Source organism: Phenylobacterium sp. Root1290, from assembly GCF_001425305.1.
GTDB lineage: Bacteria > Pseudomonadota > Alphaproteobacteria > Caulobacterales > Caulobacteraceae > Phenylobacterium.
The window spans coordinates 644,982-665,029 of the sequence record NZ_LMEE01000003.1 but is presented as its reverse complement, the minus strand read 5'-3'; the positions used below and the strand labels follow the sequence as shown (position 1 = coordinate 665,029).

Genomic DNA, 20,048 nt, shown 5'->3' with positions numbered 1-20,048 from the left:
CTGCATCGTATGACGCCCTGACCCGATCAGGCGACGCCGCGCGCACGCGCGGCCCATTGGACGGCCAGCGCCGTCGCGACATCACGAGACCAAGCACATGACGACCCAAAGCACCGACTGGGCCCAGCGCTTCAGCGACCGCATGTCCCGCGTTCGCGCCAACGAGATCCGCGAGCTTCTCAAGCTCCTCGACCAGCCCGACATCCTCTCCTTCGCCGGCGGCATCCCCGATCCGGGCCTCTTCCCCGCCGAGCGCATCCAGGCCGGCTACGACGCGATCCTGGCCGACCCCGACCTCTCGCGGCAGGCCCTGCAGTACTCGGTCAGCGAGGGCTACCTGCCGCTGCGCGAATGGATCGCCGAGCGCATGGCCGCGCACGGCGTCCCCTGCGGACCGGACAACATCATGCTCACCGCCGGCTCGCAGCAGGCGCTCGACCTGCTGGGCAAGCTGTTCATCAGCCCCGGCGACACGGTGATGGTCGCCCGACCGACCTATCTCGGCGCGCTGCAGGCTTTCACCGCCTATGAGCCGAGCTATCTCGACCTGCCGGAGGATGCGCTGAGCGGCGACTGCGACGCCCAGGCGCTGATGGCCGGCCGCGCGCCGCGGCCGCTCGGCTACTTCGTGCCCGACTACGCCAACCCGACGGGCGAGAGCCTGCCGCTGGCTCAGCGCGAGGCGCTGCTGGACCTGGCCGACCGGCTCGACATGACCCTGATCGAGGACGCCGCCTATCGCGAGCTGCGCTTCGCCGGCGAGATCCATCCCAGCCTGCTGGCCCTGGACGTGGCGCGCTCCGGCTCGATCGAGCAGGCCCGCACCCTCTTCTGCGGCACCTTCTCCAAGACCATCTCGCCTGCGCTTCGCCTGGGCTGGGTCTGTGGTCCACGGGCGGTGATCGAGAAGCTGGTCCTGCTCAAGCAGGGCAGCGACCTGCACGTCTCGACCATCAACCAGATGGTCGGCTGGCGCACCGTCACCGAGGACTACGAGCAACACCTCTCGCGCCTGCGCAACGCCTACGGCGCCAAGGCCCAGGCGACGCTGGACGCCCTCGACCGTCACATGCCTCAGGGCGTGACCTGGTCGAAGCCGGAAGGCGGCATGTTCGTCTGGCTGCGGCTGCCGGACGGCATGGACGGCAAGCACCTGCTGGAGCGCGCCATCGCCGAGGAGCGCGTGGCCTTCGTGCCCGGCGAGCCGTTCTTCGCCGAAGTCCCCTCAACGAACGCCATCCGGCTGAGCTATTCGCTGCCGACTGCGGCCGAGATCGACGACGGCGTGGCGCGCCTGGCGCAGCTGATCGCCCGCCAGATCTAGAAAGGCGGTGGGCGAACGTCGCTCGCCCACTCCCGCAACGCGGAAGAAGGTGCTTCAATACCTCCCTAGATGGTCCACCTCGCCCTGCTTCTGATCGGCGCAAAGGCGCTCCAGCCTCACTGGCGCACCCTTGTGGCGCTGGGCGTGTTCTGCATGGCGTTCGGCGCCGTCCTGGTCGCCGACGTCTGGAACGGCGTCGACATCTTCACCATCGACGTGGTCGGCGCGGTGCTGTTCTTCTACGGCCTGATCGATCTTGGCGCGGCCTTGTTCATCGGCGCGCGCCGCAGCAGCGCGGCCATCGTCCGCGGCCTGGTATTCATGGTCTGCGGGTTCCTCGCCTACAACTTCCCGGCCGACCGCAACCTCGGGGCGACCGTGATTCTCGGGACCGCCTTCGCGCTCGACGGCGCTCTGCGCATCCTGACCGCGGTCACTGTCCGTTTCCACACCTGGCGCTGGGCGCTGGCCGGGGCGATCGGCGAGCTCATCCTGGCCGTGCTGATTTTCGCCGACTGGCCGCTGCATCACCATCTGACCGCGCCGTTTTGCCTGGGGCTGGCCGTGGCGATGACCGGCCTGGCCTTCTTCCGCATCGGCCGGCAGTTGCGCCACCTGCCGCCCGGCGCCTCGGTCACGGCGCTGCCGCTGTTCTCGCATCTCAACTGGCACGCCCGCACGCCGCTTCCCAACCCTGACAGCGCCGCGCCCTGGAGCCACGCCGACCCGCTGACGGTCTATGTCTGGACCCCGACCGGCTCGGCGCTCGACCCGCTGCGGCGGCCGCTGGTCGACCGCTACGTCGCCGCCGTGGACCGCAAGGGCGTGATCTCCACCGGCCACTCGGCGCTCGACTGCCCGCCCGAACTCTATGTCAGCCACTATCCGGGCGTGGAGATCGACCACTCGCCGACCGACTTCACTCACATGCTGTGGGCCACCTCGGACAACGACATCCGCGGCCGCTTCCTGCCCTCGCACGAGGCCGAGGTCGCCGACTGGTGCCCGCCCGATCGCCACATCGCGTTCCATCGCTACAACCGCAACGCCCTGCGCCAGTTCTGGTCGGACTACAGCCGCGACGACACCTACAATCTCACCCGCCGCAACTGCTCCTCGACCGTGGTCATGGCGCTCGACGCGGCCATCGAGGGCGTGTTCTCCCATGAGCGCCCGGGACCGCGGCTGCTGCGGCTGTTCCTCGATCCGAACATGTACCTGCTGGCCCTGCTGCGCGGTCGGGCCGAAAGCATGACCTGGACGCCCGGCCTGGTGCTCGACTACGCCGCAAGGCTGCAGGCCGTGACGCAGCGCGCGTCGAAGGCCGCATGAGCGCCCGCGAGCCGCCCCGGCCGCTGGCCATCGGCGTGGTCATCGCGACGGCGGCGATCTTCGGCCTGACCTATGGCCTGGTCTCGCCGCTGATCTCGCTGAACCTCATCAAGCGGGGGCTGGGCGAAGGCGCCATCGGGCTCAATGCGGCGATGTACGCCCTGGGCGTGCTGCTGGTGGCGGTCTTCCTGCCGCGGCTGGCGGCGCGCTTTGGTCTGCGCAGCCTCAGCCTCACGGCGCTGGCGGCGGCGGCGGTCGTGCTGGCGCTCTTTCCCGCCTCGCCCTGGATCTGGCTCTGGTTCCCGCTCCGCTTCTGCCTGGGCGTGGCCTCCGAACTGCTGTTCGTCAGCTCAGAAGCCTGGCTGAACGGCATGGCCACCGAGGAAAGCCGCGGGCGCACCATGGCCGCCTACACCGCGACGCTGTCGCTGGGCTACGCGGTCGGCCCCATGATCCTGTCCGTGGTCGGGACCGACGGCGCGAGCGCCTATCTGATCGGCGCCGGCATCACCCTGGCGGCCCTGGCGGTGATGGCGCTCTCGAAGGTCCGCGCGCCCAGCTTCGACGAGCCGCCAACTGTCCGGCCCATGGCCTACCTCAAGCTGGCGCCCGTGGGCATCGCCAGCACCGCGCTGAACGCCGCCATCGAGACCGCGGGCCTCAGCTTCTTCGCCATCTACGCCATGCACTCGGGCTGGAGCGAGCCGGGCGCCGCGCGCCTGCTCTCGACCCTGCTGATCGGCGCGGTGCTGCTGCAACTGCCGATCGGCTGGCTGGCCGACCGTATGGACCGGCGACGGTTGCTGATCGGCCTGGCCGTGCTCTCGGCGGGCGGCGCGCTGGTCTGGCCGCTGATCCTGGACACCCCCTACCTCGCCTATCCGGCCATCTTCCTGTGGGGCGGGATCTTTGTCGGGATCTACACCATCGCCCTCGCCCACGTCGGCGGCCGCTTCAGCGGCGGCGACCTGGTCGGGATCTACGCGGTGATGTCGCTAGCCTGGGGCGTCGGCGCCCTGCTCGGCCCGGCCACCGCCGGCCTGGCGATGGAGGCCACGCCGCAAGGCCTGCCGCTGTTCGCCGCCGCTGCCTGCCTGGGCTTCGCCGTCCTCGCCTGGCGGCTGCGCAAGGGCGCGTAGCGCGCTCGTCGCGAGGCCGTTATTTGGCCAAGCGGGACCTCAGCGCTAGGTTCGCGCATGAAAACCAAGATGAATTCCCGCGTGTTCTGGGGCTCCAGCGCGATCATCGGCGTCCTGCTGGCGCTCGCAACCCTTGCCCCCGGAACCTCGGACTACGTCTTCCAGGCGGCCCAGACCTGGGTCATCGAGACCTTCGGCTGGTTCTACGTCGCCGCCGTCGCCGGCTTCCTGTTTCTGGTCCTGGTGCTCGCCTTCGGCCCGACCGGCAAGCTGAAGCTGGGGCCCGAGGACGCCGAGCCAGAGTTCCCCTACCTGTCCTGGCTGGCCATGCTGTTCGCCGCCGGCATGGGTATCGGCCTGATGTACTTCGCCGTCGCCGAGCCCATCCAGCACTATGCTGCGCCGCCAGAGGCCACGCCCATGACCATGGACGCCGCGCGCGAGGCGATGGTCATCACCTTCACCCACTGGGGCGTCCACGCGTGGGCGATCTACGCCGTGGTCGGCCTCAGCCTGGCCTACTTCTCGCATCGCAAGGGCCTGCCGCTCACGCTGCGTTCGGGCCTCTACCCGCTGCTGGGCAAGCGCATCGACGGGCCGATCGGCGATGCGGTCGACATCTTCGCCATCTGCGGCACGCTGTTCGGCATCGCCACCTCCCTCGGCCTCGGCGTGGCCCAGATCAACAGCGGCCTAAACTATCTCACCGGCATGCCGACGGGGCCCAGCGTTCAGGTCGGGCTGATCGTTCTGGTGATGGCCGCCGCGAGCGTTTCGGTACTGACCGGCGTCGACAAAGGCGTCCGCCGGCTCTCCGAGTTGAACCTGATCTTGGCCGTGGGCCTGATGGTCTTCGTGCTGATCGCCGGGCCGACCGGCTTCCTCGCCAAGGCCCTGGTCCAGAACTTCGGCCTCTACCTCGACCACTTCTTCGTCCGCACCTTCACCCTCTACGCCTACGAGCCTCGGGCCTGGATGGCGAACTGGACGCTGTTCTACTGGGCTTGGTGGATCGCCTGGTCGCCGTTCGTGGGCATGTTCATCGCCAGGATCTCCCGCGGCCGCACCGTCAAGGAATTCCTCGTCGGGGTCCTGTTGGTCCCAACGGCCTTCACCTTCCTCTGGATGACCGTCTTCGGGAACACCGCGATCAGTCTCGACATGGGCGAGGCGGCCGGGGCGATTTCCCAGGCGGTGGCCGCCGATCTCTCGACCGCCATCTTCCACTTCCTGGAGCATCTGCCGGCGCCTGGCTTCACCTCTGCTCTGGCCGTCGCCCTGGTGGCGGTGTTCTTCGTCACCTCGGCCGACTCCGGCTCTCTGGTGATCGACACTATCGCCGCCGGCGGCGCGGAGGATACGCCGCGCTGGCAGCGGGTCTACTGGTGCTCGCTGGAAGGCCTCGCCGCGGCCTTGCTTCTGCTGGCCGGCGGCCTCGGAGCCTTGCAGGCCGCGACCCTGGTCGCCGCCCTGCCCTTCGCGCTGATCATGATCCTGCTGGCCGTCGGCCTCGTTCGCCAGATGAATGCGGACCTGGCGGGAGTCAGCGTCATGACCGAAGCGCCGCCGCTGGCCGAGCGGGTCAAGCGCATCCTGGCGCCTGCGCGTCGGCGCGACATCGACGCCCATCTCACCCGCCACGGCCTCCCTGCCCTTGAGGAGGTGTGCAACGCCCTGTCGGCGGAGGGCGTCGACACCGCCGAGGTGATCGGCGAGACCTTCGGCGCGGCGTTGAAGGTGCGCCACGCCGCCGGCCGCGATTTCGACTACCGGCTCGCCGCCACGTCGCGGCCGCTGCCGGCGTTTTCGGCGCTGGATGCGCCCGAAGGCCGCCGCGCCCAGGAGTGGCGACTGACCGCCCAGGCCGGCTCGTCCCGCCGCCGTGACGTCACCGGTTTCACGCGCGAACAGATTGTCTCCGACATCCTGGTGCAGCTTGAACTCTGGCGGCGCGATGATCGGCACGTCGCCGAAATCGGCCAATAGTCACGCTGGAACAGACCCTTGCGCCTGCCGTTCCCCTCCCTCACCCAAAGGAGGACCCGATGGCGACCAACCACGAAATCGAAGAGAAGTTCTGGAAGGCCCTGAAGTCGGACATGACCCTCATGCTGGGTCTGTCCGGGGTCGATGAGGGCCACGCCCAGCCCATGACCGCCCAGCTCGACGGCGACAACCGCCGTTCGATCTGGTTCTTCACCGCCAAGGACACCGACCTCGTCGAGGCCATCGGCGCGCGCCACGAAGCGGTCGCCCACTTCGCGTCCAAGGGCCACGATCTCTTCGCCACGCTTCAGGGCGACCTGGTGCTGGACAACGATCCCGCGGTCATCGACCGGCTCTGGAATCGCTTCGTCGCGGCCTGGTTCGAGGGCGGCAAGACCGATCCGAAGCTTCAGCTGATCCGCTTCGATCCCGACCGCGCCCAGATCTGGCTGAACGAGAACAGCCTCTTCGCCGGCGTGAAGCTCCTGCTCGGGGCCGATCCGAAGCAGGAATACAAGGACAAGGTCGCCGACGTCCGCCTCAGCTAAGGCGTGAAGGCTCCCCCGTTCGGGGAGCCTTCGACTTCCGTCTAGACGCGCTCGACGATGATGGCCGGAGCCATGCCGCCGGCGGCGCACATGGTCACCAGGCCGCGCTTCAGGTCGCGGCGTTCCAGTTCGTCCAGGATGGTGCCGATCAGGATCGAGCCGGTGGCGCCGATCGGATGGCCCAGGGCCATGGCCCCGCCGTTCACATTGACCTTGTCGCGGTCCAGCTTCAGGTCGCGGATGAACTTCTCGGCCACCACCGCGAAGGCCTCGTTGATCTCGAACAGGTCGATGTCGTCGATCGTCAGGCCGGCCTTGGCCAGCACCTTCTGCGCCGCCGGCACCGGGGCGTTCAGCATCAGCGTCGGGCTGTCGCCCATATTGGCCATGGCGACCACCCGGCCGCGGGCCTTCAGGCCGTTCTTGGCCGCATAGGCCGGCGAGGCCAGCAGCACCGCCGCCGCGCCGTCGACCACGCCCGAGGAATTCCCGGCATGGTGCATGTGGGTGATCTTCAGGTCCGGATAGACCTGCCGGATCAGGTCGCCATAGGTGGTGCCCTTGTCGTCGACCGGCACGTTGGCGATCATCTCGAACGACGCCTTCAGCGCCGACAGCCCTTCCAGCGTGGTCTGCGGCCGCGGGAATTCCTCGCGGTCGAGGGCCAGCGAGCCGTCTTCGCGATAGACCGGCACCAGCGACTTGTCGAAGTGACCGCCCTTCACCGCCACGTCGGCGCGCTGCTGGCTGAGCAGCGCCAGCTCGTCCAGGGCGCGGCGGTCGATGCCTTCCAGGGTGGCGATGGCGTCGGCGCAGACGCCCTGCTGGCTTTGCGGATGGCGCGCGCGCAGGCGCAGGTTGCCGCCGTCCATCATGGGCGGCGTGGACGGGTCGCCCGTGGAGCTGGTGTAGGACATCATCTCGGTGCCGCCGGCGATCACCAGGTCTTCCATGCCCGACATGATCTGCGCCGCCGCCAGGTTCACCGTGGTGATGCCCGAGCCGCAGAACCGGTCCAGCGTCATGCCGCTGGCCTTGACGTCATAGCCGGCGTCCAGCGCCGCCATGCGGCCCAGGTCCCCGCCCTGCTTGCCGCGCTGGCTGGAGGTGCCCCAGATGATGTCGTCGACTTCGCCGGTCTTCAGATTGTTGCGCTCGGCCAGCGCCTTCAGGACCGTGGCGGCCAGGTGCTGCGGGTGAAAATCGGCCAGCGCGCCTTTGCCGACCTTGCCGATGCCGCGGGGCGTGCGGCAGGCGTCGATGATCAGGGCCTCGGGCATAGTCGTGTTCCTTCCTGGTGCGTCCGGCGCGCGCCGGATCGTTTGGCCGACAGTCGCCCACCCGCCGCCACGTCAGTCCAGCGCAAATGCGTCGCAGGGATCAGGCTGAGAAGATCCATCCCGCCGGCAGCGAGGACAGTTGCACCCCGACCAGGATCAGCACGTCCGGTCCGCCCAGGTTCACCAGCACGTCGGTCCCGACCTGGTTGACCGTATAGGCGACGCCGCCCTCGACCCGGACCCGGTCGCCCTCGCCGCCGTTGAAATCCAGCACCCTGTCCATCCCGGCGCCGGCGAAGGTGTTGAAGATGTCGGCCCCGCCGCCGCCAGCCACCGTGTCGGTCCCGCGGTCGCCGCTGATGAAGTCGTCCCCGGCCTCGCCCTGCAGCACGTCCGAGCCCTGCCCCCCGCGCAGGGTGTCGTTCCCCGCGCCGCCGAAGCCGGCGTCGTCGCCCATGTTGCCATAGACCTGGTCGGCCCCGGCGTCGCCATAGAGCAGGTCGCCGTCCTGGCCGCCGACCACCCAGTCGTCGCCCTCGCGCCCGCGGATGGTGTCGCGGCCGATGTTGCCGTTGATGTCGTCGAACCGAATGCCCCCGACGATCGAGTCGTCGCCCGCATCCCCGCGCAGGTAGCTGTCGCCGGCGCCGTGGTTAGTTCCGCTGACGATGACGTCGCCGCCCTCGCCGCCGGTGATGGTGTCGTAGCCGCCGCCGCCGTCGATGGTGTCGTCGCCGTCATAGCCGCGCAACACGTCGTCGAACGACACCCCCAGCAGACTGTCGTCGCCGTTCAGGATGAGCTGGAACGCCGTCTGCATGTCGCCGTCCGCCGCCAGCCCGACGATCCGCGTCGCCGAGGCCGAAAATCCCGAGACGTCGAAGTGCAGGAAGCCGGAAAGGTTCTCCTGAATGTGGTTCAGCTCGCCGCCGGCCAGCCGGCCCGCCCCGTCGAAGCTGAACCGCCCGAACAGCGCCACCCGATCGCCGAGCGCCCCGTCCGCGTAGATCCGCCCGGTGTTGGCCAGCGTGATCGCGCCGCTGAAAAGTATATTGAGATCAATGGTGTCCATGTTCACGCCAAACCTGGCGCCGGCCTTCAGAAACGCCATCACCTGCTCCCATGGGTTTCCCGGCATGACGGGCTCGCCCCAGACGTGCGTCAATGCTCAACGCGGATAGGTGGCGCCGTATTAAGACGAATTAGGAAATCGGCCCGCGCCAGACCGGCCCGCGCCTGCATCACTTCCATTCCGTAACGTCACTATCCGAACATCCGCCGGATACTCGGGAGGAGACGATAAGTCATGGACGCCAATGCGATGAACGCCCTGCTGGCCAAGCAGAAGGCCGCTCACCTGCGGGACGGAGAGCCCTCCGCCCAGGTCCGCATCAACCGCATCGACCGGGCCATCGCCCTGCTGATCGACAACCGCAAAGCGATCGAGGACGCGATCAACGAGGACTTCGGCTCCCGGTCGCGCGAAGCGACCGCCTTCACCGACGTCTCCGGCTCCATCGGCCCGCTGAAGAACGCCAAGGAAAACCTGGCCAAGTGGATGCGTCCTGAAAAGCGCAAGCCTTCGCCCGCGATCCTTGGCCTATTCGGCGCCAAGGCCGAGATCCGCTTCCAGCCCAAGGGCGTGATCGGGATCATCAGCCCCTGGAACTTCCCGGTGAACCTCACCTTCGCGCCGCTGGCCGGGGTGCTGGCGGCCGGCAACCGGGCGATGATCAAGCCGTCCGAATTCACGCCGGCCACCTCCGAGTTGATGGCCAGCATGTTCGCCGGCGCCTTCTCCGACGAGGAGATCGCGGTCGTCACCGGCGGCCCCGAGGTCGGGCAGAGCTTCTCCTCGCTCGCCTTCGATCACCTGATCTTCACCGGCGCGACCTCGATCGCCCGCCACGTCATGCGGGCGGCGGCCGAGAACCTGGTGCCGCTGACCCTGGAGCTCGGCGGCAAGAGCCCGGTGATCCTCGGCAAGTCGGCGGACATCGATGTCGCCTCGGCCCGGATCATGAACGGCAAGACCCTCAACGCCGGCCAGATCTGCCTGGCGCCCGACTACGTCCTGACGCCCAAGGAGACCCTCGAGCCCTTCATCGCCGGCGCCCAGGCCTCGGTGTCGAAGATGTTCCCGACCCTGAAGGACAACCCCGACTACACCGCGATCATCGCCCAGCGGCACTACGACCGGATCAAGGGCTATATCGACGAGGCCAAGGCCAAGGGCGCGCGGGTCATCGAGCTGAAGCCCGACGGCGAGGACCTCTCCCAGCAGGAGCACCGCAAGATCCCCCCCACCCTGATCATCGACCCCAGCGACGACCTGAAGGTCATGCAGGAGGAGATCTTCGGCCCGGTGCTGCCCGTGAAGACCTATTCCGGGATCGACGAGGCGATCGCCTATGTGAACAAGGGCGAGCGCCCGCTCGGCCTCTACTACTTCGGCTCCGACGAGAGCGAACGCGAGAAGGTGCTCTCGAACACCACCTCCGGCGGGGTGACGGTCAACGACGTGATCTTCCACGTCGCCCAGGAGAACCTGCCCTTCGGCGGCGTCGGGCCGTCCGGCATGGGCAGCTACCATGGCGTCGACGGCTTCCGCGAATTCAGCCACGCCAAGTCGATCTACACCCAGATCAAGGCGGACAAGCCGCTGCAACAGATGCGCCCGCCCTTCGGCCCGGCCATCCGCAAGTACCTCGACGGACAACTGAAGCGCTGACAGGGCTGGGGCGGCGAACGCCGCCCCAAAACTGCGCGCGCTTTTTCAGTAGAACGATCCTCGGTTCGCGAAATACCGCGCCGTCTATGGAACCAATTCCAATCTTCCGCCCCCAATCGAGCAGGCGTCGACGGATCTCGCCTGAGCGTTTTCTGATAAATACTAGGCGAACATCTGCCCCATACGTGGTAGGTTTAGGCAATCAATTCTGAAATTCACGATAGTAAGCCCGTCGCCCGGCTTCGGGACGGCGTGCGGGAGATCGCCCATGATCGAAATGAACAACGGCGCGCGCCCCAACAGTCCCATCGCCTTCGCCGGCCGGATCGCCGGAACCGGCGCCAACGGCGCTCATGACGTGCGGCTCGACAACGGCCACCATGTCGAAGCCTACGACGCCAAGGGGCCGGCCTCAGCCTCGCGCCCCATGCTCGGCGCGCGGGTGTCGGTGGAGATGGCCCACAACGAGATGCGGGGCTGGCGCCTCACGCGCCGATGACCAGCCGCCGAGCCCCAAGGCGCCTAAGCCCGGAAGGGGCCAGATGACCGCAACCTCCCCCATCGCCTGGACCGGCACGCGGCCCGCCCAGACCCACAATTCCGGCGGCAACCGCCGGCGCGAAGGCCGGATGCGTCTGCTCAAGGCCCTGCGGGGCCCAGGCGTCCTGATCTGGTCCGATGGCTGGGTCCCCGTGACCTATGAACTCGACGTCTTCCAGCTCGGCTCGGCCTGCGTCGCGAGCGGCGCGCTGCAGGGCGATCTCGACAAGCTCGCCGCGCTCTTCCAGCTCGATGTCGCCTGCGCCACGCGCCTGCGCACCGCCGATGGCTGGGAGGTCGACGTGGACCTCATCGGCCTGGAAGGCGACGCCGCAAGCTTCGACGTGACATCGGCGCTAGACGAAAGCGCTCTGCGCCGGATCGGCTGATCGCCGACCATCAGGCCAAAAAAAACGCCGCCCGGTGGGGCGGCGTTCTTTTTTGGGAGATCTGAGGCTTACTCGCCCGAGCGCAGTTGCTCGCGGGCCTGGGCCAGCAGTTCGTCCATCTTCATGCGCACTTCGCCCTCGCTGACGGCGACGCCCGAGCCCTTCAGGTCCTCGAACACCTTGCGCAGAACGTCCTCGTCGCCCGGCAGCTCGAAGTCGGACTTCACCACGGCCTTGGCGTATTCGGTGACGCTGTCGGCCGACAGGCCCATCAGACCAGCAGCCCACTCGCCCAGCATGCGGTTGCGACGCGCACCGGCCTTGAACTCTTGCTCCTGGTCGAGCTCGAACTTCTTTTCAAAGCCACGCTCGCGATCGTCGAAGGTCGTCATGTGTTCCCCAGTAGGCGGTCGGTCGGCGTTGCATATCCCGTGAACCGCGCCGTAGCAACGTAAACGCACGAAGAGGCCTCTGCGGCTCTTGCGCCGTTTGCGCGCCGCCGCCCATTCCGTTAGTTTTTCCGGGCCTCATATGAGTGAGAGGGCCATACGGTCGGAGCCGCGCGCGTTTGCATGGAACTGCGCGCGTTTTTCGTTTTTCCGCTGGCGGCCAAGCCCTCGCTCTGGGAGAAGGCGCACATGACCACCCGCCGCAAGAAGATCTACGAAGGCAAGGCCAAGATCCTCTATGAGGGCCCCGAGCCCGGCACCCTGATCCAGTACTTCAAGGACGACGCCACCGCGTTCAATTCGCAGAAGAAGGCGATCCTCGAGGGCAAGGGCGTCATCAACAATCGCATCAGCGAATATGTGATGACCAAGCTGAACTCGATCGGGGTTCAGAACCACTTCATCCGCCGCCTGAACCTGCGCGAGCAGCTGATCCGCGAGGTTGAGATCATTCCGCTGGAGGTCGTCTGCCGCAACGTCGCGGCCGGCAGCCTGTCGCAGCGCTTCGGCCTGCCCGAGGGCCAGGCCCTGCCGCGCTCGATCATCGAATTCTACCTGAAGGACGACAAGCTCTCCGACCCGATGGTCGCCGAGGAGCACATCACCGCGTTCAACTGGGCCTCGACCCAGGAGATCGACGACATGATGGCCCTGACCCTGCGCGTGAACGACTTCCTCACCGGCCTGTTCGCCGGGGTCGGCATCACCCTGGTCGACTTCAAGGTCGAGTACGGCCGCATCTACGAGAACGACTTCTCGCGGGTGATCCTGGCCGACGAGATCAGCCCCGATTCGTGCCGTCTCTGGGACAGCCAGACGAACGAGAAGCTGGACAAGGACCGCTTCGGCCGCGACATGGGCGACGTCATCGAGGGGTACACCGAAGTGGCCCGTCGTCTCGGCATCATGAAAGAGATGCCCACCGTCATCCAAGGAGGCCTGCACTAGTGCGCGCGAAAGTTCATGTGTTCCTGAAGCCCGGCGTGCTGGACGTTCAGGGCAAGGCCGTCGAAAACGCTCTGCACGGCCTGGGCTGGCCGCAGGTCGATGGCGTGCGCGTCGGCAAGACCATCGAATTCGACCTCAAGGACGCGACCGACAAGGCCGCCGCCGAGGCCCAGGTGAAGGACATGTGCGAGAAGCTGCTCGCCAACACCGTCATCGAAAGCTACCGGATCGAGGTGGCGTGAGAGGGCTCCTCGCCCTCTCCCCCATTCTCCCGCTGATCCTGACCGCCTGCGCGCCGGAGCCTGAGCCGCCCCGGCCGCGCCTGGCGCTCGACTGCTCGCTCTCCTACGAGGCACTCTCGGCCAAGGTCCTGGCCCAGCCGGGCCTGCTTCCCGCGCCGCAGGAGCGCGGCGAGCCCTACCGCTTCTACAACATGCGGGGCGGCGGCGAGGCCTTCGTCCTGACACAGGAGGGCGCGCCCGGCCATCCGGCGATCTTCAAGCAGGAAGCCGTCCAGGAAGCCGGCCGCAAGGTCATGAAGAACACCGGCTGCGCCTATGGCGACAAGGCTGGATTCGCCCAGGTGATGGCTTATCTGGAGAGCCTCAGCGCCAGGTAGGGACAAGGCCATGACGAGCTATCATCTCGCCCAGATCAATGTCGCCCGCCTGAAGGCGCCGCTCGACGCGCCGGAAACCGCCGACTTCACCGACAATCTCGACCGCATCAACGCCCTGGCCGAAGCCTCAAAGGGCTTCGTCTGGCGGCTGACCGGCGACGGGAACGACGCCACCGACCTTGCCGCCTTCGACGATCCGATGATCATCACCAACATGTCGGTCTGGGAAAGCCCCGCCGCCCTGGGCGCCTTCGTCTATCGCTCCGGCCACAGCCAGATCATGCGCCGCCGGGCCGAGTGGTTTCACGAGATGGAGGTCTTCATGGCCCTCTGGTGGGTCCCGGTCGGGCACGAGCCGACGGTCGCCGAGGGCGTCGCCAGGCTGGCCCTGCTGGAACGCCACGGGCCGACGCCGGACGCCTTCACCTTCCGTGCGCCGCATCCGGCGCCGGATGCGACCACCTCCCCCCTCCCAATTCTCGACAAATGCGCGTAAAGGGCCGCCCATGAAAGCCGCCGTCATCGTCTTCCCGGGTTCCAACTGCGATCGCGACTGCAAGGTCGCCGTCGAACGCTCCACCGGCGCCAAGGTGGACATGGTCTGGCATGGCGACACCGCCCTGCCCCAAGGCCTGGACCTGATCGTCCTGCCCGGCGGCTTCTCCTACGGCGACTACCTTCGCTGCGCGGCCATGGCCTCGCTCTCGCCGGTGATGACCGAGGTGCGCGCTGCGGCCGAGCGCGGCGTCGCCGTCGTCGGCATCTGCAACGGCTTCCAGGTGCTGACCGAGTCGAAGATGCTGCCTGGCGCGCTGCTGCGGAACGAGCGGCTGAAGTACGTTTGCAAGCCGGTGGCGCTCGAGGTCACCAACGCCCAGACCCGCTTCACCGCCGGCTACAACGGCCGCCGCGAGGTTGAGATGACGGTGGGCAACGGCGAGGGCAACTACTTCGCTGACGAAGAGACCCTCGACCGGCTGGAGGGCGAGGGCCAGGTGGTCTTCCGCTACCTCGACAACCCCAACGGCTCGTCGCGCAACATCGCCGGCATTGTCAACAAGCAGGGCAACGTCATCGGCCTGATGCCGCACCCCGACCGCGCCTTCGAACCCGAGCTGGGCTCGGCCGACGGCGCGATCCTGTTCCAGAGCGCGCTCGCCAGCGCCTAGTCCTCGTCGTCGCCGGTTTCGTCGCCGATCGCTTCGGTGACCAGCCGGCGCCAGACCGGATCGCTGTCGTCGACCAGATCGACGTCCTCCAGCAGCGCCACCGCGCCGCCGCCGTCGGGCAGCACGAGGCCGAGCACCTCCATGGTCTCGCCCTCTTCGGAATCGTGCGCTTCAGCCTGGACGGCGACGGCGGCGACTTCGCCGTCGTCCTCCCACCAGATCACCGGCTGCGGCAGCTCCATGTCTATCGGCCGCCCGCCGCTGGTGTCGCCCAGGGCGAAGATCGCAACGCGGTTCTGCACGTCCTCCAGCGTCGCCAACGCGCCGGTGAAGGGCTTCAGCCGCGACCAGTCCTCGGCGTCATAGCCGCCGCCGTCGAACCCGAGCTCGTCATCATTACTATTCATCGGGCCTGCCTAGACCCGATGGCGGCGCGATTCCAGCGCGCCGAGTTCAGTGCACGGTGGCCGGCACGCTCGCATCGTCGTCCCACATCCGCACCGGCATCGGGAAGCCGGCGTTGCAGAGCGCCACGTTCAGCGTCCGCGCCAGCAGCACCGGCGCCTCCGGCTGCGCGACCAGCGGCCTCAACAGTTGCAGCGCCACGTCCGGCGCGCACCGCGCTACGCCGCAGGCCAGCACCACCCGCTGCTCGTCCTGCGAATAGCCGCCGCAGGCGACGCAATGCACCTCCATCGACCGCAGGGCGTTGCGCTCGACATGCTCCATCAGGGCGACGAACACGCTCGCCACGGGCTTGGAGCTCACATGGGTCAGCCCGGGCCGCACCAGTTCGCGCGGATCCTCGTCGCACATCCTGGCCCGCGCCCACGCACGCAACGACGCCAGCACCAGCTGTTCCGACACGGCCAGACCCACCGGTCCGACTCGGAGGGACGCAGCGGCTTGGGGGGCGATAGCCATGGGGCGGCTCCTAATATGCGAATGACTCGCAATAGCGATACGCCTCGACACTCACGCGGTCAATCGCGCTCGCGACGCGGCGCTTTGCGCTTCCGCGGCGTCATGCCCTAAGCACGCCCCAACGACACGCGGAGGCGACATGCAAACCAAGCTGGGATCGGGCGAACTGCTCGACGCAAACGGCCATCTGGCCGCGCGCGGCTGGGCCGCGCAGGAAGTCCGCCGCTATGACCGCGCCGCCATCGGCGTGCCGCATGACGACACGGCGATCAAGGAGTGGGACTACTACGCGATCCTGTCGCCCGACTTCGGCCTGGCGCTGACGGTCGCGGACAACGGCCACATGGGCTTCCTCGGAGTCTCCTGGATGGACTTCCAGGCCCGCAGCTTCGTCAACGGCGGGGTCGGGCTGCCCGCCCCGCACGGCGCCATGGCGCTGCCGCCCAGCGCCGACGCCGGCGACATCGTCCACGTGCATCCGAAGATGGAGATCGCCTTCCGCTTTGCGCCCGGCGGCCGCAGCCTGGTGTTCGACGCCCCGGGCTTCGACAAGGGCGCCGGCATCTCCGGCGAGATCTTCCTGGCCCAGCCGCCGATGGACCGCATGGTCATCGCCACGCCGTTCGCCGAGCAGGCCACAGCCTTCTACTACAACCAGAAGATCAACTGCATGCCGGCCAGCGGCCACGTGGTCTATGCCGGCAAGCGCTACGACTTCGAACCCACCAGCGCCTTTGGCGTGCTCGACTGGGGCCGCGGCGTCTGGACCTACGACAACACCTGGTACTGGGGCTCGGCCTCGGGCCTGGTCGACGGCAAGCCGTTCGGCTTCAACATCGGCTATGGCTTCGGCGACACCTCGGCGGCCTCGGAGAACATCCTCTTCTTCGACGGCAAGGCCCACAAGCTGACCGAGCTGGAGTTCCATCTGCCGCCGGGCGCCCACGACAGCGGTCCCTGGCGCTTCACCTCCAGCGACGGCCGCTTCGAGATGACGTTCGAGCCGATCGTCGACCGCCACGCCGACTTCCAGATGGGGCCGGTCAGCAGCCGCCAGCACCAAGTGTTCGGCAAGTTCTCAGGCGTCGCGGTGCTCGACGACGGCACGCGGCTGCAGATCGACGACCTCATCGGCTTCGCCGAAGAGGTCGAGAACCACTGGTGAGCCTCTAGGCCTGCTGGTGCTTCAGCGGCAGCAGCGCCACCAGGCTGATCAGCGCCGCCACGCCCAGATAGATCCCCACCGGAACCAGGCCGCCCTGCGTCGACAGCGCCTGGGCGATCATCGGGGTCAGGCCGCCGCCGATGATGCCGCCGACATTGAAGGCCATCGAGGCGCCGGTATAGCGCACCCGCGCCGGGAACAGCCCCGGCAGGAACGCGCCCAGCGGGCCGTAGACGAAGCCCATGGTCAGCAGCGCCAGCGACAGGAACGCCCAGGCCCCCAGCAGCGAGCCGCCGCCCATCATCGGCGCCATCAGCGCGCCGACCGCGATGGCCATCAAGCAGCCGGCCATCAGCACCCGGCGCGGGTTGGTGGCGTCCGACCAATAGCCGGCCAGCACGATGCCCAGCGCCATGAAGCCGATCGCGCCCAGCTGCACCGACAGGAACGTCTCGCGGCTGTAGCCCAGGGTCTGGGTGCCGTAGCCAAGGGCGAAGGCGGTCGCCAGGTAGAAGGTCGCAAAGCACGCGACCACCGCAAAGGTGCCCGCCAGCGTCGGGCCTAGGTGACGCTTGAACAGCTCGGCCAGCGGCACATCCGACGGCTTCTCCTCCGCCAGCGCCTTGGAGAAGGCCGGGGTCTCGGTGAGCTTCAGCCGCACCCACAGGCCGACCCCGACCAGCAGGGCGCTGCCCAGGAACGGGATGCGCCAGCCCCAGGCCTGGAACTGCTCCTGCGTCAGCAGCATGCCCAGGATCAGGAACAGGCCGTTGGCGGCGATGAAGCCGACCGGCGCGCCGAGCTGAGGGAACATGCCGTAGCGCGCGCGCCAGCCCGGCGGCGCGTTCTCGACCGCCAGCAGCGCCGCCCCGCCCCACTCCCCGCCGAGGCCGAAGCCCTGGCCGAAGCGCAGAATGCAGAGCATGACCGGCGCCAGCCATCCGGCCTGCTGGTAGGTCGGCAGGAAGGCGATCAGCACCGTCGAGGCGCCCATCAGCAGCAGCGAGGCCACCAGCGTCGACTTGCGGCCGATACGGTCGCCGTAGTGGCCGAAGACGATCGCCCCCACCGGCCGGGCGAAGAACGCCACCGCCATGCTCGCGTAGGACGACAGCAGCTGCATCGAAGGCGAGGCGTCAGGGAAGAACAGCGGCCCGAACACCAGCGAGGCGGCGGTCGCGTAGATGTAGAAGTCGTAGAATTCGACTGCGGTCCCGACCAGGCTCGCGCCCAGGACCCGCCGCGCCGACGGCGCCTCAGTAGTCTTCGACATCCCCACCCCCAATGATTGGCATCCCGCTTCGCGCCTGACGGAGGCGAGGTCAAGGCTCAGCGGCCCCGAAAACCGCTTCTGGGGCTTGCGACAGTTCGCCCAATTGGCGTCTATCTGGCTAGAGATTCGCCGGAGACGAGAAAGTGACTCAAGGACTTGGGGCTCTGCGAATACTCGTCGTCGACGACAACGAGCAGATGCGCACCATCATCGGCACGGTTCTCGCCGCCGCAGGGGTGAACCGCTTGTTCTATGCAACCGATGGTCGCCATGCCCTCGATTTGCTCCCGCACCAGCAGATCGACGTCGCCTATGTCGATTACGAGATGCCGGTGATGAACGGTCTCGACTTCATTTCCCGGGTTCGGGCGCTGCCGGGGGACAACCGCTACCTGCCGATCATCATGCTGACCGGCCATTCGGACCTGCCGCGCCTCAACGCCGCGCGCGACCGCGGGGTCAACGAGTTCCTGGCCAAGCCGGTGACCGCCCGCAACATCCTGCTACGGCTCGAGTCGGTGATCATGCGGCCGCGGCCCTACATCGCCGCATCGGACTTCTTCGGTCCCGATCGCAGGCGGCGGCCGCAGGCGGGCTATGCCGGTCCCTTGCGCCGGGCCATCGACCAGGCCGGCGTGCTCGAACTCTAGGCGGCCTACCAGGCCCGGCACGTCGCGTCGGGAACCGAGGCCGCCCGCGTCCACCGATAGCCCTCGACGCTCGCCTCCCCGACCTTGTAGGTGGTCGCCTCGCGCGTGAAGCACGGCCCGAAGGCGCCGGCCTCGGGCGTGAACATCTCGCCGTTCAGCACCACCGCCTCGAAGGTCGCGACCGCCTCGGGTCCGAGCTCGGCGCCGACCATCGCCTTCCAGGCGTCGTGGTCGAACTTCACGCCCTGCTCGCGGCTGACGAACATCGGCGCCAACAGGTCGTCCAGCTTGCGCTTGCCGCCCGACTTCGCCCGGATCTTGGCGTCGAGATCGGCGAAGTAGAGCGCGCTGCGATTGTAGGGCACATGGCGGATGCTCTCCGAACCGAAGCCCGCCTTGGCGATCTTTTCGGCCGACCAGTCGCGCGCCTCGCTGCCCCAGTAGCCGCGGGCCGCCGCATTGATCTCTTCGCCGTACGCCTCGACCGAGCTGAACCCAGCCCGCATCGGCGCCAGCGCCGTATAGTAGGTGGTCAGGCCCTCGCTGAACCAGCTGCTGATCCCCACCGCGCCGGGCGACTCCACGCCGCCGACCCACTGGTGGATCATCTCGTGCGCGAAGGTCGTCCGCGGCCCCTTCGCGGCGAGGTCCCTCGGCGCCGAGGCGCGCGAGAGCATGAACGAATTGGGCAGGGCCGTGCCGCCGCCGACCGGCGGAGTGTCCAGGAAGCGCATGAACACGCGATAGCGCGGCGCCGGCTTCAGGTATCCGAAGTCCTTGTCGAGCTGCTGGTAGAGCTTGCCCGACCACTCCAGCTCGGCCGCCGGATCGAACGGCGCCTGGCCCAGCCACGTCCCGCTGAAGCCGTCGATGTCGCCGCGCGTCGGATAGCGCCCCATCGGCCCGGCCATGTACCAGGCCTGGCGCAGCTTCTCCGGCGAACCGGCCAGCGTGACGTCTCCGTCCCCGAACGAGGCGACCGCGCTCGACCCCTTGGCCAGGCCGCTGAGGTCCCAACGCACCTCCAGCTCGGCCTCGCCGACCTGCTCGGGCAGCACCAGGAACCCCGCCCCGGCGCCGCTGACCCCGCCGCCAGAGGGCCGGATGCCGAACGGCGGGCCCTGCGGCGCGCCGGCCGGCTGCACCACCGAGCGATAGGTGATCGTCACGGGATAGGAGACCGGCCGCTGGGCCGTCCAATGACGGAAATAGGGAAAGCCGCCCGGCGCGGCCGGATCGTCGACGGCGGACAGCGGAACCACGCCCTTGACGTCGCGCACGCTCAGCCCCTGCACCCGGTCGGCGACGCCGCGCACCCCGGCATAGGTCACCGGCGCCGAGAGCACGAGCGCCTCGCCCTCCACGCCCGTCAGCTGCGCCTTCACCTCGATGGCGGCGACCTCGGCCGCGCCATCGCGCACCGGCTTCAGAACGGTCTCGAGACGCGGCGCGGCCTGCGCGCCCAAGGCGATGGCGCTCACTGCGCCGGCCAGCAACCACCGTTGAGAATTCCGGCCCATCGCACGTCCCCCTGCTTGGCACATATGCTATGCGCCGCGCCGGGCTTTTCTATGCAAAGTCC

The 20,048-nt window shown here is 68.2% G+C and carries 22 protein-coding genes; 15 read left to right on the top strand and 7 right to left on the bottom strand.

The annotated features are described in order from the left end of the window. Nucleotides 1-97: 97 nt before the first annotated feature. The 5 genes from ASC79_RS17765 (at nucleotide 98) to ASC79_RS17745 (ending at nucleotide 6,329) form a co-directional block, all read left to right on the top strand. Nucleotides 98-1,324: a PLP-dependent aminotransferase family protein gene (locus ASC79_RS17765; RefSeq protein WP_056021305.1), complete on the top strand. Its 1,227-nt coding sequence runs from the start codon at nucleotides 98-100 to the stop codon at nucleotides 1,322-1,324. 69 nt (nucleotides 1,325-1,393) lie between these two features. After that, the gene (locus tag ASC79_RS17760; RefSeq protein ID WP_056021308.1) at nucleotides 1,394-2,656 is read left to right on the top strand and encodes an HdeD family acid-resistance protein; all 1,263 of its coding nucleotides are present in this window, start codon (nucleotides 1,394-1,396) and stop codon (nucleotides 2,654-2,656) included. Then, nucleotides 2,653-3,795 (top strand): MFS transporter, encoded by a 1,143-nt coding sequence (locus tag ASC79_RS17755; RefSeq protein ID WP_056021311.1) that lies wholly within the window; start codon nucleotides 2,653-2,655, stop codon nucleotides 3,793-3,795. The genes ASC79_RS17760 and ASC79_RS17755 overlap by 4 nt, the downstream gene beginning before the upstream one ends. A 57-nt stretch (nucleotides 3,796-3,852) precedes the next feature. Next, nucleotides 3,853-5,781 carry a BCCT family transporter gene (locus ASC79_RS17750; RefSeq protein ID WP_056021314.1) on the top strand — a complete coding sequence of 643 codons (1,929 nt, stop codon included), beginning with the start codon at nucleotides 3,853-3,855 and terminating at the stop codon, nucleotides 5,779-5,781. 59 nt (nucleotides 5,782-5,840) lie between these two features. After that, nucleotides 5,841-6,329 carry a pyridoxamine 5'-phosphate oxidase family protein gene (locus ASC79_RS17745; RefSeq protein ID WP_056021317.1) on the top strand — a complete coding sequence of 163 codons (489 nt, stop codon included), beginning with the start codon at nucleotides 5,841-5,843 and terminating at the stop codon, nucleotides 6,327-6,329. A gap of 41 nt (nucleotides 6,330-6,370) precedes the next feature. Here ASC79_RS17745 and ASC79_RS17740 read toward each other — a convergent pair whose 3' ends face one another. Continuing rightward, nucleotides 6,371-7,609 (bottom strand): acetyl-CoA C-acetyltransferase, encoded by a 1,239-nt coding sequence (locus ASC79_RS17740; protein WP_056021320.1) that lies wholly within the window; start codon nucleotides 7,607-7,609, stop codon nucleotides 6,371-6,373. A 100-nt stretch (nucleotides 7,610-7,709) separates the two neighbouring features. Further along, on the bottom strand, nucleotides 7,710-8,720 hold the full coding sequence (locus ASC79_RS17735; RefSeq protein ID WP_056021323.1) for a calcium-binding protein: 1,011 nt from the start codon (nucleotides 8,718-8,720) through the stop codon (nucleotides 7,710-7,712). A 195-nt stretch (nucleotides 8,721-8,915) separates the two neighbouring features. Between ASC79_RS17735 and ASC79_RS17730 the strand changes: the two genes are divergently transcribed. From ASC79_RS17730 to ASC79_RS17720, 3 genes are all read left to right on the top strand, one after another. After that, on the top strand, nucleotides 8,916-10,340 hold the full coding sequence (locus ASC79_RS17730) for a coniferyl aldehyde dehydrogenase (protein WP_056021326.1): 1,425 nt from the start codon (nucleotides 8,916-8,918) through the stop codon (nucleotides 10,338-10,340). 268 nt (nucleotides 10,341-10,608) lie between these two features. Continuing rightward, nucleotides 10,609-10,839, top strand: a complete 231-nt coding sequence (locus tag ASC79_RS17725; RefSeq protein ID WP_056021328.1) for a hypothetical protein — start codon at nucleotides 10,609-10,611, stop codon at nucleotides 10,837-10,839. 43 nt (nucleotides 10,840-10,882) lie between these two features. Continuing rightward, nucleotides 10,883-11,269 (top strand): hypothetical protein, encoded by a 387-nt coding sequence (locus tag ASC79_RS17720; protein ID WP_056021331.1) that lies wholly within the window; start codon nucleotides 10,883-10,885, stop codon nucleotides 11,267-11,269. A gap of 68 nt (nucleotides 11,270-11,337) precedes the next feature. Here the strand turns inward: ASC79_RS17720 and ASC79_RS17715 are convergent, their stop codons facing one another. Further along, the gene (locus ASC79_RS17715) at nucleotides 11,338-11,661 is read right to left on the bottom strand and encodes a DUF1476 domain-containing protein (RefSeq protein ID WP_056021334.1); all 324 of its coding nucleotides are present in this window, start codon (nucleotides 11,659-11,661) and stop codon (nucleotides 11,338-11,340) included. A 246-nt stretch (nucleotides 11,662-11,907) separates the two neighbouring features. Here ASC79_RS17715 and purC point away from each other — a divergent pair, with 246 nt between their 5' ends. From purC to purQ, 5 genes are read left to right on the top strand one after another with little or no spacing between them, the layout of a single operon-like run. Then, a complete protein-coding gene (purC, locus tag ASC79_RS17710) occupies nucleotides 11,908-12,666 on the top strand; it encodes a phosphoribosylaminoimidazolesuccinocarboxamide synthase (RefSeq protein WP_056023569.1) in 759 nt (252 codons plus the stop codon). Beyond that, a complete protein-coding gene (gene purS / locus ASC79_RS17705; protein WP_056021337.1) occupies nucleotides 12,666-12,908 on the top strand; it encodes a phosphoribosylformylglycinamidine synthase subunit PurS in 243 nt (80 codons plus the stop codon). Before purC ends, purS begins: the two co-directional genes overlap by 1 nt. Beyond that, on the top strand, nucleotides 12,905-13,285 hold the full coding sequence (locus tag ASC79_RS17700) for a hypothetical protein (RefSeq protein WP_056021339.1): 381 nt from the start codon (nucleotides 12,905-12,907) through the stop codon (nucleotides 13,283-13,285). The genes purS and ASC79_RS17700 overlap by 4 nt, the downstream gene beginning before the upstream one ends. Before the next feature lie 10 nt (nucleotides 13,286-13,295). Continuing rightward, nucleotides 13,296-13,781: a DUF3291 domain-containing protein gene (locus ASC79_RS17695; protein WP_056021348.1), complete on the top strand. Its 486-nt coding sequence runs from the start codon at nucleotides 13,296-13,298 to the stop codon at nucleotides 13,779-13,781. A gap of 10 nt (nucleotides 13,782-13,791) precedes the next feature. Next, nucleotides 13,792-14,454, top strand: coding sequence for a phosphoribosylformylglycinamidine synthase subunit PurQ (gene purQ / locus ASC79_RS17690; RefSeq protein ID WP_056021350.1), 663 nt, complete (start codon nucleotides 13,792-13,794; stop codon nucleotides 14,452-14,454). Here purQ and ASC79_RS17685 read toward each other — a convergent pair. Both ASC79_RS17685 and ASC79_RS17680 read right to left on the bottom strand, forming a co-directional pair. Further along, nucleotides 14,451-14,861, bottom strand: a complete 411-nt coding sequence (locus tag ASC79_RS17685; RefSeq protein WP_056021353.1) for a hypothetical protein — start codon at nucleotides 14,859-14,861, stop codon at nucleotides 14,451-14,453. The two genes, purQ and ASC79_RS17685, sit on opposite strands and share 4 nt — an antisense overlap. A gap of 46 nt (nucleotides 14,862-14,907) precedes the next feature. Then, complete coding sequence (locus tag ASC79_RS17680) at nucleotides 14,908-15,378, bottom strand: hypothetical protein (protein ID WP_156378363.1); 471 nt, start codon at nucleotides 15,376-15,378, stop codon at nucleotides 14,908-14,910. Between the two features lie 139 nt (nucleotides 15,379-15,517). Here ASC79_RS17680 and ASC79_RS17675 point away from each other — a divergent pair, with 139 nt between their 5' ends. Continuing rightward, nucleotides 15,518-16,543 (top strand): DUF2804 domain-containing protein, encoded by a 1,026-nt coding sequence (locus ASC79_RS17675; protein WP_056021359.1) that lies wholly within the window; start codon nucleotides 15,518-15,520, stop codon nucleotides 16,541-16,543. A gap of 4 nt (nucleotides 16,544-16,547) precedes the next feature. On the opposite strand, the gene ASC79_RS17670 is transcribed toward ASC79_RS17675, so the two are convergent. Beyond that, complete coding sequence (locus ASC79_RS17670; protein ID WP_056021362.1) at nucleotides 16,548-17,816, bottom strand: MFS transporter; 1,269 nt, start codon at nucleotides 17,814-17,816, stop codon at nucleotides 16,548-16,550. A 143-nt stretch (nucleotides 17,817-17,959) separates the two neighbouring features. On the opposite strand from ASC79_RS17670, the gene ASC79_RS17665 reads away from it, so the two are divergent. Then, on the top strand, nucleotides 17,960-18,466 hold the full coding sequence (locus ASC79_RS17665; RefSeq protein ID WP_235528755.1) for a response regulator: 507 nt from the start codon (nucleotides 17,960-17,962) through the stop codon (nucleotides 18,464-18,466). Nucleotides 18,467-18,471: 5 nt separating this feature from the next. On the opposite strand, the gene ASC79_RS17660 is transcribed toward ASC79_RS17665, so the two are convergent. Then, nucleotides 18,472-19,947, bottom strand: a complete 1,476-nt coding sequence (locus tag ASC79_RS17660) for a hypothetical protein (RefSeq protein ID WP_162244302.1) — start codon at nucleotides 19,945-19,947, stop codon at nucleotides 18,472-18,474. Nucleotides 19,948-20,048 lie beyond the last annotated feature (101 nt).